Source organism: Streptomyces sp. DS1-CR2 (assembly GCF_055760475.1).
The window spans coordinates 8,172,011-8,186,325 of sequence record NZ_CM147085.1; the positions used below are offsets into that span (position 1 = coordinate 8,172,011).

Here is a 14,315-nt window from a genome sequence, read left to right on the forward strand (position 1 = left end):
AGAATTCTCCCGAGCCCCTTGGAGCCCCCGTGTCCACCGTTACCGCCATCGTCGACCTCGACATCGAGGGCCCGACGATCAGCCGACATCTCTATGGTCACTTTGCCGAGCACCTCGGCCGCTGCATCTACGGCGGCTTCTGGGTCGGGGAGGACTCGACGATCCCGAACGAGGGCGGCATCCGCCTTGACGTCGTCCAGGCGCTGCGTGCCCTGAACATCCCCAACCTCCGCTGGCCGGGTGGTTGTTTCGCCGATGAGTACCACTGGAAGGACGGCATCGGCCCCCGTGACCAGCGGCCACGGATGGTCAACACGCACTGGGGCGACGTCGAGGAGAACAACCACTTCGGTACCCACGAGTTCATGGCGCTGTGTGAACTCCTGGGCGCCGAGCCCTACATCAGCGGCAACGTCGGCTCCGGCACCGTGCAGGAGATGAGCGAGTGGGTCGAGTATCTGACCCGCGACGGCGACAGCCCCATGGCCAGGCTGCGCAGGGCCAACGGCCGTGACGAGCCCTGGCGGGTGAAGTTCTGGGGCATCGGCAATGAGACGTGGGGCTGTGGCGGCAACATGCGCGCCGAGTACTCCGCAGATCTGGCCCGGCAGTACGCCACGTACTGCCGGGACCACGGCGACAACAAGCTGTACCGCATCGCCTCGGGCGCGGCCGGCGACGACTACAAGTGGACCCGCACCCTGATGGAGCAGATCAACTGCTTCGGCTGCGTGGCCACCCCGCGCACTTTCTTCCAGGCCATATCCGTGCACCACTACACGATGACCGGCACTTGGGAGGCGAAGGGCAGCGCCACCGGCTTCGACACCGAGGGCTACTACCGCACCATGGCCTCGGCCCAGCGGATCGACCGTATCCTCAGCGGCCACTCCACCGTCATGGACATCTACGACCCGGGCCGGAAGGTCGGCCTGGTCCTGGACGAGTGGGGCACCTGGTGGGACGTGGAGGCGGGTACCAACCCGGGCTTCCTGTTCCAGCAGAACACGCTGCGCGACGCGCTGGTGGCCAGCACCCACTTCGACATCTTCCACAAGCACGCGGCACGTCTGTACATGGCGAACATCGCGCAGACCGTCAACGTTCTGCAGGCCATGATCCTCACCGACGGCGACGCGCTGGTCCTCACCCCGACCTACCACGTCTTCGAGATGAACAAGGGCCACCAGGACGCCACCTCACTCGCCGTGCACCTGCGCACCGAGGATGCCCGGCGCCGGGTGGGGGACGCCGAGCTCGACACGCTGTCCGCCTCGGCCAGCATCAAGGACGGCGCGGTGCTGATCTCACTGTCCAACCTCGACGCTGAGGAACAGGTCGAGGTGACACTCGACCTGCGCGGGGGAGCGGTTGGCGAGCCGACCGCTCGTCTGCTGACCGCGGACCGGCTCCAGGTCCACAATTCCCCGGACTCGCCCGAGGCGGTGGTTCCGCGCCCGTTCGACGGCGTGAAGCCAACAGGTCAGGGGCTCGTTCTGACGCTGCCTCCCCACTCGTTCGTCACCGTCCAGGCCCCCGTGGCCCGCACGCACTGAGGAGCCGTCATGACGAGCCGGACGCCCGACATCGCCGTGGGGACGGTGATCCACGGCGACACCGTGGCGTCCGGCACCGCCAACTCGCCCGATCCTTCGGGGCGTTCTTCGAGGACCTCAGCCATGCGGCGGGCGGCGGCCTGTACGCCGAGCTGATCCAGAACCGTTCCTTCGCGTACAGCCGCACCGACCGGCTTGATTGGCATGCCCTGGCCGCGTGGGAGGTACTGGAGCGGGAGGGCACAGCGGCCGTTGCCGCGCGCCACCGAGGGGCGGCAGGCGCGGGTTGATGCGCGGGGTGACGTCACCCGCTCGTGGTGCGGCGGTGCTGCGCCACGGCTGACACCGTCCGCTCCTCTCCGACCACCCTCAGAGCCGCTGGGACCGCTGCTTCTGCACAAGACCAGTACAGACCCACGCCAGAAAGGCAGGACCTCCATGTCCCCTACGCCGCACCTCTCCAGACGAGGACTGCTGGCCGCCGGCGCGGCCTCGGCCGCACTCCCCCTGCTCGCCCCCTCCGTCGCATCCGCCCGCCCGGCCGGCGAGGTCCGACGCGCCCCCTACACGTTCCGCAACGCCGAGATAGTCGGCGGCGGCTTCGTCACCGGCATCGTCTTCAACCAGCGCGAACCCGGACTGGCGTACGCCCGCACCGACATCGGCGGCGCCTACCGCCTCGACACGGCGTCCCGGCGGTGGCTCCCCCTCACCGACTGGATCGGCTGGGACGAGTACGGACACACCGGCATCATCAGCATCGCCACCGACGAGGTCGACCCCGACCGCGTCTACCTGGCGGCGGGCACCTACACCCTTCCCGACTGGGACCCGACCATGGGGGCGATCCTGCGGTCGACCGACCGCGGCCGCACCTGGCAGACCACGCCCCTGCCGTTCCGGCTGGGCGGCAACATGCCCGGCCGGGGCATCGGCGAGCGGCTGGTGATCGACCCCCATCGCAACGGGATCCTGTACCTGGGAGTGCGCGGGGGCCACGGGCTGTGGCGGAGCACCGACTACGGCAAGACCTTCGCGAAGGTGACCAGCTTCCCCAACGCGGGCAACTTCGTCCCCGACCCCAACGACACCGGCGGCTACTCCGGCGACAACCAAGGTGTGCTGCAAGTCCTCTTCGACAAGCGCACCGGCAGAGCGGGCAGGGCCACCCGGACCCTCTACGTCACCGTCGCCGACACCGACAACATCCTGTACCGGTCCACCGACGCGGGGGTGACCTGGGAACGCGTGCCCGGGCAGCCCACCGGCTTCATCCCGCACCACGCGGTCTTCGACCACGTCGGCGGCTACCTGTACCTGGCGACCAGCAACACCGCCGGCCCCGGCGACGGGTCCAAGGGCGACGTATGGAAGCTGGACACCGCCACCGACACCTGGACCCGCATCAGCCCGGTTCCCTCCACCAGCGACGACAACCAGTACGGTTACAGCGGCCTGACCATCGACCGGCAGAACCCGGACACCCTGATGGTGTCCACCCAGATCAAGTGGTGGCCCGACTGCATCCTCTTCCGCTCCACCGACGGCGGTGCGAGCTGGACCCGCGCGTGGGACATGGACACGAATTCCGAGCGCACCCTGCGCTACGACATCGACATCTCCGCCGCCCCCTGGCTGACCTGGAACGGCTCGCCGTCGCTTCCCGAGATCGCACCGAAGCTGGGCTGGATGATGGAGTCCGTCCAGATCGACCCCTTCGACTCTGGTCACTTCATGTACGGAACCGGCGCGACGATCTACGGCGCGGACAACCTGACCGACTGGGACAGCGGCGGCACGGTGCGCATCTCCGTGCGAGCGCAGGGCCTGGAGGAGACCTCGATCGGCTGCGTGATCAGCCCACCCGTCGGTCCGGCGCACCTCTTCTCGGGCGTGGGCGACGTCGGCGGCTTCCGGCACACGGATCTGAACAAGGCCACGAAGATGTACGACAATCCGACCTTCGTGACCACGCCTGCCCTGGACTACGCAGAGCTGGCGCCCCACACCATCGTGCGGGTCGGCAAGCCCAACGGCGGCTGGACCCAGCACTTCGGCATCTCCACCGACAGCGGCGACACCTGGACGCCCTCGCGCAGTGAGCCGTCCGGCGTCACCGGACCCGGAGTCGACGACCAGGCCGTCGCCATCAGCGCCGACGGCAGGCGGATCGCCTGGTCACCGGCGGGAGCTCCGGCCAGCTGGTCCGACGACCACGGAGCCACCTGGACGGCGTCGGAGGGGCTGCCGGCCGGGGTTTCGGTGCGTTCCGACCGGGTGAACCCCGCGAAGTTCTACGCCTACGGCTCCGGCGTCTTCTACCTCAGCACGGACGGCGGCAAGAGCTTCAAAGCCACGGCAGCGACCGGACTGCCCACCGCGGGAAACGTCCGGTTCAAGGCGGTACCGGGCCAGGAGGGCGACATCTGGCTGGCCGGCGGCACCAACAAGCCCACCGCCCCCACGCCGTACGGGATGTGGCGGTCGACCGACTCCGGATCGTCCTTCACCAGGTTCGAGGCGGTGGACGAGGGCGATGTCGTCGGTTTCGGCAAGGCCGCACCCGGCGCCACGTATCCCGCCGTCTACACCAGCTCCAAGATCCGCGGCGTGCGCGGCATCTTCCGGTCCGACGACGCGGGCCGGACGTGGATCCGTATCAACGACGACGGCCACCAGTACGCCTGGACGGGCAACACCATCACCGGAGACCCCCGGATCTACGGCCGCGTCTACTTCGGGACCAACGGCCGGGGAGTCATGTACGGCGACCCGAAGTGACGTCTGACTCCGGTCACCGCGACCCGCACCTGCCGTGACCGGATGTTCCGCCGGCGGCGGCCCGGACGCTGAGCCTGGGCGCCTCCTGGACACTGCTCGGCGGGCTGACCCCCGCGCAGTTCAACTCCTACCGGTCGGCCCTCGGCGAGGGCTCCGGATTCCAGTCCGCGATGTACCGGCGGATGGAGTTCCTGCTCGGCGAGAAGTCCGCGTCCATGCTGGTCCCGCACCGGGGCGCGCCGCGCGTGCACGCCGAACTGGAGAAGGCGCTGCAGCAGCCGAGCCTGTACGACGAGGCGCTGCGGCTGCCGGCGCGCCGCGGGCACGCGATCCCGGCGGAGGTCCTGGAGCGGGACCTCGCGCTGCGCTACGAGCCGTCGGCCGGGGTCGAGGAGGTGTGGACCGAGCTGTACCGCGGTGAGCAGGGCGCGGAGCTCGTACGGCTCGGCGAGGCCCTCACGGACGTCGCCGAGCTGGTGTGGCGCTGGCGCAACGACCATCTCGTCGCCACCCGCAGGGCCATGCGCGAGCGGTTCCTGCTCGACGACGTTGTCTATCTGGACGGCAACTCGCTGGGTGCGCTGCCGAGCGCGGTCGGGGCGCTGTGGCATGAGGGTGTTCCTCGGTCTCGGTGGTGGGGCGGCTACAGGACTACGAGCAGGGCGCCGGCACCCGCACCGAGCTGCGCTGGGACGAGGCGAACGGCACTTTGCCCGTCGGCCGCCCGGTGGACGACTACCCCGGGCGCCCGGTCCGTCGCGTTGTACGCGCCCGGCTGGTCGATCCGGGCCGGGGCTGGGCCGAAGCATCGGCGTTGTGGCTCACCGCCGAGCAGCAGCAGCGCCGGGAGCTGCGGATTCCCTTGCGACCGTCGCGGTCGTCGTCGCGGCGGTCCTGACCGGGGGCGCTGTCCCGCGTCCCCCTGTCCGTACCGAGAATGAATGGCTCCGCACCTCCCCGGTGCGGAGCCGTCGCTATTTGTTCTGTCGGTTCACTCCGGGCGGGTGGAGAGACGGAGCAGCACCGCCGAGGGGGCCGACGGGAGGGAGACGTCGAGCGTCGCGGCCTCCGGGTCCCACGTGGCTTGCGCCTTGGTGGTGGAGGGGTACAGCACGTCGACGCCGACCCGGGCGCCGCGAAGGGTCGGGAACGGGAGAACGGCCGACTCGTCGGAGTCGTCACCGGGACGGCGCCACACGGTGACGTACGTGGTGTCGGGTGTGTGCAGAGCCAGGGCGATCCACGGGTCGTACCAACCGGGGAGGCCCAGCGGCCAGGCGGGGACAGCGGTGGCCAGGTCACCGCGGATCGTCTTGTGGACGGCGACCGCCTCGTGCGCCAACGCGAGGGCATCGGGGGCGAGTTCGGGGAGGAGGCCGGAGAGGTGGATGCGGCCGAGGAGGGCGCTGGCCATGGTGAAAGCGACCTCGTCGAGGGAGTCGTCGGGCAGCGGGTAGGCCCACACCGCCCCTTGTTCCGGCGTGACCGCGGTGGGTGCGGCCGCCGCGATCGGGGCGTACAACTCCAGGTTCTGCTGGTCGCTGGTGGAGTGAAGCTGGACGCGCGAGAGAAGGGCGTAATCGGCGCGCTTGCCGCCGGAGGCGCAGCTCTCCAGGACGAGGCCCGGGTGGCGGTCCAACACGCCGTCCAGCCAGTCGAGGAAGGCGCGGTTGTGGCCCAGCAGGCCGTCCGCCGGGGCCTCACCGGGGTGACTGCTGGTGCCGGAACCCGCGTCCACGTTGTAGTCGAGCTTGAAGTAGCCGATGCCGAAGTCGGCGACGAGCCGGTCCACCACCTCGTCCAGGTGGGCGCGGGCGGCGGGGTGGCGCAGGTCGAGGTGGAAGCGCCCGTTCGCGTTGACGCGAGCGCCGCCTCGGCGGAAGAACGCCTCGTCGGGCAGGACGTCGGCGACCGCGCTGTGCACGCCCACCACTTCCGGCTCCAGCCACAGTCCCGGCACCATGCCGCGCTCCCGTATCCGGTCCATGACCTCCCCCAAGCCGCCCTCGCCGGGAAAGCGGGAGGGGGCGGGCTCCCACGCGCCGACGGTGGTCCACCAGCCGCCGTCCCCGTCGTCGTACCAGCCGGCGTCGATGACGAAATACTCGGCGCCCGCCTCGGCGGCGGCGTCGATGTGCGGCAGCAGGCGGGCCGTGGTCGGGTCGCCCATCAGGCAGTTCATGTAGTCGTTGAAGATGACGGGAAGGTGCTGATGGTCGCGGTGCGGGCGGCGGATCGCCCGCCGGTAGCGGGTGAGCGCGGCGAACGCCCCGTCGATGCCGCCGGTCTCGGCGAGGGCGAGGGCCACGGGGACGGTCGTGAAGCTCGCCCCCGGCTCAAGACGGTGCGCCCAGCCGTGCCGGAGGTTGGTGGGACCGGACAGGGAAAGGAATCCCGTGTCCATGTTCTCCCCGCAATCCCATTGCCAGCCGCCGCCGTTGGTCTCCAGCTGCCACAGCCAGGTCCGCCCCGTCCCCCGGTCGCTCATCGCGCCCATCGGCAGGTGACCGCCGGTGGAACAGGAACCCTTCCCGGCGATGGTGAAGGTCCCCATGCGGTAGGGCTGGTGGACACGGCCGTTGATGTGCGGGACGGCCTGGCGCAACGTGCGCCGCTGCCAGCGGTGCTCGTCCATCCAATCGTGCTCCGCCCACAGCAGGTCCGCGGTCTCCAACTGCGCGGGGTCCGTGGTGAGGACGCCGAGGACGAGGGAGGTGACCGACTCCAGGTCGAGCGGGTTGCTGCCCCCGTTGCGCAGCTCCACGTGTACACGCAGGACCGGGATGCCGTCGGGTGAGCGGTAGACCACGTCAGCGGCGAGGCCGGTCTCGGGGTCGTGCAGGCGGACGGTCAACTGGTGCCAGTCCCCGTCGCGTTGCACCTCGTGGCCGACGTGGCGCAGGCGTGCGCCGACACCGTCGACCAGGCGCCGACTCGACGAGTCCGGGCCCTGGGCGCCCACGACGGCCTCGACCAGCGGCTGCGACTCCCTCGAACCGGCCGGCCTGGGCGCGGTGTCGGGGGCGCCGAGGTGACGGAGTCGCGGACGGCCGTCCTGGTCGGCGTCGATGATCAGGCGCAGGGCGTCGTGGCCCCAGTCGAGGAGAACGCGGGTGTCGATCATGATGAGTGTTCCTTCGCTTCTTCGGTGTCAACGGCCGGTGTGCGCGGCGAACGCCCGGCCCGCGTGCGCCGGTACGGCAGCCGGCCGCACGGGGGTGCTGGTGATGTGGACCGGCTGTCCGGCTTCGGCCGCGACGAGCAGCGCCTCCATGACCTCCAGGACGTGATAGGCGAGGGAGCCGTCCGCGCGGTGCGGGGTGTCGGAGGCGTGGGCGGCTGCCAGGTCAGCGATGCCGTAGCCGCGCTCGGCGCCCGGATAGCCGCCCCGCACGGGGACGTCCTCCCAGTCCTTGGTCTCCGCGCCGGCCCGGAAGAGGCGCACCGGGCCGTCGAAGTGGTTGGGGTCGGGGACGGACAGCGAGCCTTCCGTTCCGTAGATCTCGATGTGCGGCAGGCCCGCTGCCCAGACGTCGAACGACATCACCAGCGTCGACAGCGCCCCGCTCGCGTGCTCCAGAACGCCGGTGACGTGCGTGGCCACCTCCACCGGGAATGTGGTGCCCGCGCGCGGACCGTGGCCGACGGTGCGCTCGGACCGCGAGGCGGAGGTCATGCCGACCACCTTGCGCACCGGACCGAGCAGGGTGACGAGCGCGGTGAGGTAGTACGGCCCCATGTCGAACAGCGGGCCGCCGCCCGGCCGGTAGTAGAACTCCGGTGCCGGGTGCCAGAGTTCAGGGCCGGGGACCGTCATGAAGGCGGTCGCGGCGACGGGTGTGCCGAGTTCCCCGGCGTCCAGCACCGCGCGGGCGGTCTGCACGCCCGCGCCCAGGACGGTGTCCGGCGCGCAGCCCACCCGTACCCCCGCCGCTTCGGCCGCGTCGAGGACCGATCGGGCCTCAGCCGTGGTCGCGGCCAGGGGCTTCTCGCCGTAGACGTGCTTGCCCGCGGCGATCGCGGCATGGGCGACCTCGGCGTGGGCTGCGGGGACGGTCAGGTTGAGGACGAGGTCGACGTCGTCGGCCGCGCACAGCTCTTCGACGGTCGTGGCGCGGGCGCCGGGGACGGTGGCCGCGACGGCGCGAGCGCGGGCCGCGTCCAGGTCGGCGACGGCCGTGACGCTCAGATTCGCCAGCGTGGGGAGGGTGCGCAGATAGGCGCCGCTGATCTGTCCGGCGCCGACCAGCCCGATCCGCAGGGCTGCGGGGCGTTCCGTCAACGGGTCGCCCATGCCATGCCCTTCCGGATCATCGTGTCGACCTCGGGAACCTCCAGGTCGGCGAAGTTGTGTCCAAGGGTGGTGACGAACACCCGGCCCGCGCCCCAGCGCTTGGCCCAGGTGACCGGCACCGGCGTGCCGACGAGTTCGGGATGGTCGGGATCGGGGCCGTACCCGGCGACGGCGAGTACCTCGATCGCAGGATCCACGTGCAGGTAGTACTGCTCGGTGGTGACGGTGAAGGGTGCGATTCCGGCCAGCACCGGATGATCGTCCTTTCCCGGCACCGGACGCACCTCGAAGGTCGTGAACTCCCGTGCGTGGTGCACGAACTGGCCGCCCGTCATTATCTGGTAGCGGGTCTCGGCGCGGAACGCGTCGACGATGCCTCCGTGCCAGCCGGCCAGACCGGTCCCCGCCCGGACGGCCCGGCTCAGGCCCTCCGCCTGCGGGCCGGTGATCTCGCCCATCGTCCAGCACTGCACCACCAGGTCCGTGGCGGCCAGCAGCTCCTCGTCGAGGTAGCTGTCGAGCGTGCCGGAGACGGTCACTGCGTAGCCGTCCGCCTTGAGTGCCGTGACGTAGCGGTCGGTGGCGGCCACGGGGACGTGCCCGTCCCAGCCCCCGCGGACGACCAAGGCCTGCTTGACAGACGTCACAGGCCGCTCCCGGGGGCATCGGTCAGGTCCACGTCCACGGGAGCCTGGGTAACGGCAGGCGCGAGCCATATAGCGAACGCGTGGGCCAGATCGCGGCCGGGCACGGTGCTGAGGGGGGCTGTCACGCTTCTTCGTCCCGACAGCTCAAATCGCCTTTGTTGCAAGGTACTTGGTGGATGTGAGCGTGACGTTCCGTGGGTGACCATGGTGTCTCCTCGAGTGCGGATGCCGTGGGGGCGCCAGGAAGTCTGGGAGAGCTCCCAGGAGTTGGCGGTGTGGAAGTCGGTGCGTCAGGGGGTGGGGGAGCGCAAAAAGGAACGCTCCGCTCTGTTCGATATTACGAACTACGGTCGAAACGTCGAGCATCAAAACGATAGGAGCCCCGTGGATAACATCAACCCCTTGAGCGATGCCGTCGGGGGAGTTGGCTGGTGGGTGCTGAAACCACGGGTGGTGTCCCGGCCCAGTTTCCTGGACGGTCCCGCACGGAGGTCGCCCCCTCGTTCTGCACGACGAACCCGGTGGTTCCCGGCCGCTCGGCGCGACGCGCCGCACGCCCTCAGGACCTTCGTCGCTCGTGATCAGCAGGACGCCGTAGGCGTGACGGCGGGCGGTCGTGGTGACGCAGACGGCGATCTCCATCATGACCGGGAGGTACATGTCGGTGCGCAGCGGCATGACCAGCGCGATGATGTGTGAGCGGCGGCCGGCCAGTGCCTTGGCGCCGGCGTTGGGGTGGTAGCCGAGCTCGGCCACGGAGCGCTGCACACGGCGCCGGGTCGCGTCGGACACTGAGGTCCTGCCGTTGAGCACGTAACTGACGGTGCTGGTCGAGACGCCCGCGCGCCGGGCCACGTCGGCGATGGTCACCATGGTGGTGTCTCGGCTTCCTTCCTGTCGGCCGGGGCGGCCCTTCCCCCGAGGGAGAGCGCGAGAGTGTCGAAGTGTCGAAGCGCTTCACTTCGCGAGGCAAGTTAATGAGGTCTTTCCAGCGAAACAAGGGGTTGGACTAAAAGAAACTTTCTTCATTTCGGGCATTGACACCCGATCAGGGGCGATGACAGCGTCGAAGCGCTTCACCACTGCTTTCCTGTCCCACTCGTTGAGGGGTTTCTCTCGTGGGTTCTGCCTTCCTGCCCGACGCCGGCCGGCTGCCGTTCCGCGATCCCGCGCTCCCGCAGGTGAAGCGCGTCGACGACCTGCTGCAACGGCTCACGCTCGACGAGAGGATCGCCCTGCTGCACCATGACGCGCCGCCTGTCGAGCGCCTGGGCGTCGCCTCCTTCCGGACCGGGACGGAGGCGCTGCACGGCGTGGCCTGGCTCGGCGAGGCCACGGTCTTTCCGCAGGCGGTGGGGCTCGGCGCCACCTGGGACAAGGACCTCGTGCGCGATGTCGCCACGGCCGTGTCGGTGGAGATGCGCGCCTTCCACCGGCACCGCCCGACGGCGACCGGCTCCGGCACCAACAGCCTTCAGGCATGGGCGCCCGTGGTGAACCTGCTGCGCGATCCGCGCTGGGGCCGCAACGAGGAGGGCTACTCGGAGGACCCGCTGCACACCGGGCGGCTCGCGACGGCCTACTGCCGGGGCCTGGCCGGGGACCACCCGGACTATCTGCGCGCGGCCCCGGTGCTCAAGCACTTCCTCGCCTACAACAACGAGGACGACCGTTGCGTCACCTCCTCCGGCGTCCGGCCCCGCGTGCTGCAGGAGTACGACCTGGCCGCGTTCCGCCCGGCCGTCGCCGACGGCGCGGCGACCGGCGCGATGGCGGCCTACAACCTGGTCAACGGCCGTCCCTGCCACGTCAGTCCGCTCATCGAGACCGAACTGCGGCGCTGGGCGGAGCCCACCGGCCGCGAGCTGTTCGTGGTCAGCGACGAGGAGGCACCCTCCAACCTCGTCGACCTGGAGCACTACTTCGACGACCACGCCGCAGGCTACGCCGCCGCCCTGAAGGCCGGGATCGACAGCTTCACCGACCAGAAGCAGGACAGCACGACCGTCATCAGCCGGCTGCGCGAGGCGCTGGACCGCGGCCTGATCGACGTGAGTGACATCGACCGGGCCGCCCGGCGCCACCTGTCGCTGCGCTTCCGGCTCGGCGAGTTCGACCCCGACCTCGACCCGTACGCGAGCATCGGTCCCGAGGTGATCGACAGCCCCGAGCACCGCGCCCTCGCGCTGCGCGCTGCGACCGAATCGGTGGTGCTGCTCAAGAACGAGGGGCTCCTGCCCCTGTCCCCGCGGAACGCACCCCGCGTCGCGGTCATCGGTCCCCTGGCCGACACGCTCTGCGAGGACTGGTACAGCGGCACCCTCCCCTACGGCGTCACGGTCGCGGCCGGACTGCGCGCGGCCCTGGCGGAGCACGGCGGCGAAGTGGTGTGCGCCGAGGGCGCCGACCGGATCGGCCTACGCTCGCGCACCAACGGCCGCCTGCTGTGCGGGACGTCCTTCGATGTGGCCGACTGGGGCGGCGAGGCGCTCACCCTCCGGGACGCGGACACCGGCCGTTACCTCAGCCTCAAGGACGACGGCTCACTCGCGGCGGACCAAGAACAGATCAAGTCCTGGTTCGTGCACGAGACGTTCTTCCTGGAGCCCGTCCCCGGCGACGATCCGGACACCGTCCTGCTGCGCAGCCGCCTCACGGGCCGCTATGCCGCAATCGATCCCGACGGCGGCGGGGTGACGGTGACTGCCGAAAGCCCCGAAACAGCCGAGCACTGGCGGCGTGAGCTGGTGCGCGACGGCTTGGCGGAGGCCCGTGCCGCCGCCGAAACGGCCGACACCGCGGTCGTCGTCCTCGGCAACCATCCGCTGATCAACGGACGGGAGACCGAGGACCGCGCGGACACCGCCCTGCCCACTGCGCAGCAGGAGCTGCTTCGCACGGTCGCCGCGGTCGGCCCGCAGACCGCGCTGGTGGTGATGAGCAGCTACCCGTACGCCGTCGACTGGGCCGATGAACACCTGCCCGCCGTGGTGTGGACCTCCCACGGCGGGCAGGAGACAGGCCACGCGCTGGCAGCTGTGCTGCTCGGCGAGGCCGAGCCCGCCGGCCGTCTTCCGCAGACCTGGTACCGGGGCGACGACCCGCTGCCCGAGCCGCTGGACTACGACATCATCACGGCCGGCTGGACCTACCAGTACCACGGGCCCGCACCGCTCTTCCCCTTCGGCCACGGCCTTTCCTACACCGACTTCGCCTACCGCGACCTGCGGTTGTCCGACGCGTCGATCGCCCAGGACGGCGAGGTCGAGATCACGGTGACGCTGGCCAACACCGGCGCACGGACCGGCAGCGAGGTGGTCCAGGTCTACGCCCGCGCTCTGGACACCCGGTACGAGGCACCCCGGGAGCGCCTTGCCGACTTCCGCAAACTCCGCCTGGAGCCGGGCGAGAGCCGGGAGCTGACCTTCCGGCTGCCGGCCGAACGGCTCGCCCACTGGGACGTCACCACCGGCGCCTTCACCGTCGACCCCGGCGACTACGAGATCAACGTCTCCCGCTCCGCCGGGCACCCGGTCCTCACCGCGGCGCTCACCGTGATCGGGACGGCCCCCGCGCCCCGCACGGTCCTCGACCGGCGCACCCTGGCCGTCGACTTCGACGATCACACGGACATCGACCTCGTCGACGCCACCCGCACCAGCGGTGACGCCGTCACCACGGCCGACCCGGCCCGGCCCGCGACGCTGCTCTTCCGTGGCGTCGACCTCACCGGCGCCGTCCGGGTGGAGGCCGAGACCGCCCTCGAGGACGCGGAGGCCGGCGAGGCACGGCTGGAACTGCGGGCCGGTGACCGGCTGCTGGCCGGGATCGGAGTGCCCGGCACCGGCGACCGCCACACCTGGACGACCATCGCGGCCGAGCTCGCCGCCCCGCTCGACGGCGTCCACGACCTCAGTCTGACGCTGCACGGCGGCTTCCGGCTGGCCGCCTTCCGCTTCGTCACGTCCGGCTGAGTCCCGCCCCGCGCGACCGGCCACCCGACCGGCGCGGCACCGCACCACCACCCTGACATCGCCTCACCCGGAGGAACACATGCCGCTCACAGACTTCGGCCCCGACGAACTCCACAGCTACCGGCCCGAGTCGCCCGCCCCGAAAGACTTCGACGCCTTCTGGCAGCGGACCCTCGCCGAAGCCCGGTCGTACGACGGGACGGTCAAGACCGAACGGGTCACCTCCGCGCACCTCCTGCGCACCGTCGACGTCGACGACGTGCACCTCCCCGGCTGGCGGGGCGAGCCGGTGGCCGCCTGGCTGATACGCCCGCGCGACGTGGCCGGACCGCTGCCGGTCGTCGTCACCTACATCGGCTACTCCGGCGGACGCGGGCTGCCCACCGACCACCTGTTCTGGTCCTCGGCCGGCTACGCCCAGCTCGTGGTCGACAGCCGCGGGATGGGCCACGACACCCCGGACCGGGGCGAGGGCGACGGCACCCAGTGGTCCGAGGGCTTCATGACCCGCGGCATCGATTCACCCGACAACTACTACTACCGGCGGCTGATGACCGACTGCGTGCGGGCCGTGGACGCGGTCGCGCAGTTGCCCGGACTCGACACCAACCGGATCGTGCTGGCCGGCGGCAGCCAGGGCGGCGGCCTGGCACTCGCCGTCGCCGGCCTCACCGGGGACCGCGTCGCGGCGGTGATGCCGGACGTGCCGTTCCTGTGTCACTTCCGCCGCGCCGTGCAGATCAGCGGCGAGGGCCCGTACCCGGAGATCGTCAAATACCTGCGGTGGCACAGCCGCCACCGGGTGGAGCCGACCTTCGCCACCCTCGACTACTTCGACGGCGTCCACTTCGCCCAACGGGCAACGGCTCCGGCACTGTTCAGCGTCGGCCTGATGGACCCGGTCTGCCCGCCCTCCACGGTCTACGCCGCCTTCAACCACTACGCGGGCCAGGACCGCACCATGACAGTGTGGCCGTTCGCCGACCACAGTGGCGGCTGCGGATCCAACCCGCCCACCCAACTGGCCTGGCTGCACCAGCGCGGCCTGGCGCCGGAGCTCTGA

General features: G+C 70.7%; 8 protein-coding genes and 2 pseudogenes. 6 read left to right on the forward strand and 4 right to left on the reverse strand.

The window, feature by feature from the left end; genetic code table 11:
- Positions 1-29 precede the first annotated feature (29 nt).
- The 4 genes and pseudogenes from ACY0PA_RS38140 to ACY0PA_RS38155 all read left to right on the forward strand — a co-directional run.
- Complete coding sequence (locus tag ACY0PA_RS38140; RefSeq protein WP_473086558.1) at positions 30-1,556, forward strand: alpha-N-arabinofuranosidase; 1,527 nt, start codon at positions 30-32, stop codon at positions 1,554-1,556.
- Positions 1,557-1,565: 9 nt separating this feature from the next.
- Positions 1,566-1,712, forward strand: coding sequence for a hypothetical protein (locus tag ACY0PA_RS38145; protein ID WP_473081949.1), 147 nt, complete (start codon positions 1,566-1,568; stop codon positions 1,710-1,712).
- A 282-nt stretch (positions 1,713-1,994) separates the two neighbouring features.
- A complete protein-coding gene (locus tag ACY0PA_RS38150) occupies positions 1,995-4,337 on the forward strand; it encodes a WD40/YVTN/BNR-like repeat-containing protein (protein ID WP_473081950.1) in 2,343 nt (780 codons plus the stop codon).
- Between the two features lie 41 nt (positions 4,338-4,378).
- Positions 4,379-4,861, forward strand: a pseudogene (locus ACY0PA_RS38155) (tryptophan 2,3-dioxygenase family protein); the annotation flags it as partial.
- 467 nt (positions 4,862-5,328) lie between these two features.
- Here ACY0PA_RS38155 and ACY0PA_RS38160 read toward each other — a convergent pair.
- The 4 genes and pseudogenes from ACY0PA_RS38160 to ACY0PA_RS38175 form a co-directional block, all read right to left on the reverse strand.
- Positions 5,329-7,461, reverse strand: a complete 2,133-nt coding sequence (locus ACY0PA_RS38160; protein ID WP_473081951.1) for a glycoside hydrolase family 36 protein — start codon at positions 7,459-7,461, stop codon at positions 5,329-5,331.
- A 27-nt stretch (positions 7,462-7,488) separates the two neighbouring features.
- Positions 7,489-8,631 carry a Gfo/Idh/MocA family protein gene (locus ACY0PA_RS38165; protein ID WP_473081952.1) on the reverse strand — a complete coding sequence of 381 codons (1,143 nt, stop codon included), beginning with the start codon at positions 8,629-8,631 and terminating at the stop codon, positions 7,489-7,491.
- Positions 8,616-9,278 carry a ThuA domain-containing protein gene (locus tag ACY0PA_RS38170; RefSeq protein ID WP_326662701.1) on the reverse strand — a complete coding sequence of 221 codons (663 nt, stop codon included), beginning with the start codon at positions 9,276-9,278 and terminating at the stop codon, positions 8,616-8,618. Before ACY0PA_RS38170 ends, ACY0PA_RS38165 begins: the two co-directional genes overlap by 16 nt.
- A 531-nt stretch (positions 9,279-9,809) precedes the next feature.
- Positions 9,810-10,151, reverse strand: a pseudogene (locus tag ACY0PA_RS38175) (LacI family DNA-binding transcriptional regulator); the annotation flags it as partial.
- A 245-nt stretch (positions 10,152-10,396) separates the two neighbouring features.
- Here ACY0PA_RS38175 and ACY0PA_RS38180 point away from each other — a divergent pair.
- Entirely contained in the window at positions 10,397-13,252 is a 2,856-nt protein-coding gene (locus ACY0PA_RS38180; RefSeq protein WP_473081953.1) for a glycoside hydrolase family 3 C-terminal domain-containing protein, read from the forward strand.
- Positions 13,253-13,331: 79 nt separating this feature from the next.
- Positions 13,332-14,315: an acetylxylan esterase gene (locus tag ACY0PA_RS38185; protein ID WP_473081954.1), complete on the forward strand. Its 984-nt coding sequence runs from the start codon at positions 13,332-13,334 to the stop codon at positions 14,313-14,315.

What these genes read in the sequence shown, in the direction of transcription:
- ACY0PA_RS38145 (WP_473081949.1), top strand. Translation starts at nt 1,566, where the DNA reads ATGACGAGCCGGACGCCCGACATCGCCGTGGGGACGGTGATCCACGGC.
- ACY0PA_RS38150 (WP_473081950.1), top strand. Translation starts at nt 1,995, where the DNA reads ATGTCCCCTACGCCGCACCTCTCCAGACGAGGACTGCTGGCCGCCGGC.
- ACY0PA_RS38160 (WP_473081951.1), bottom strand. Translation starts at nt 7,461, where the DNA reads ATGATCGACACCCGCGTTCTCCTCGACTGGGGCCACGACGCCCTGCGC.
- ACY0PA_RS38165 (WP_473081952.1), bottom strand. Translation starts at nt 8,631, where the DNA reads ATGGGCGACCCGTTGACGGAACGCCCCGCAGCCCTGCGGATCGGGCTG.
- ACY0PA_RS38185 (WP_473081954.1), top strand. Translation starts at nt 13,332, where the DNA reads ATGCCGCTCACAGACTTCGGCCCCGACGAACTCCACAGCTACCGGCCC.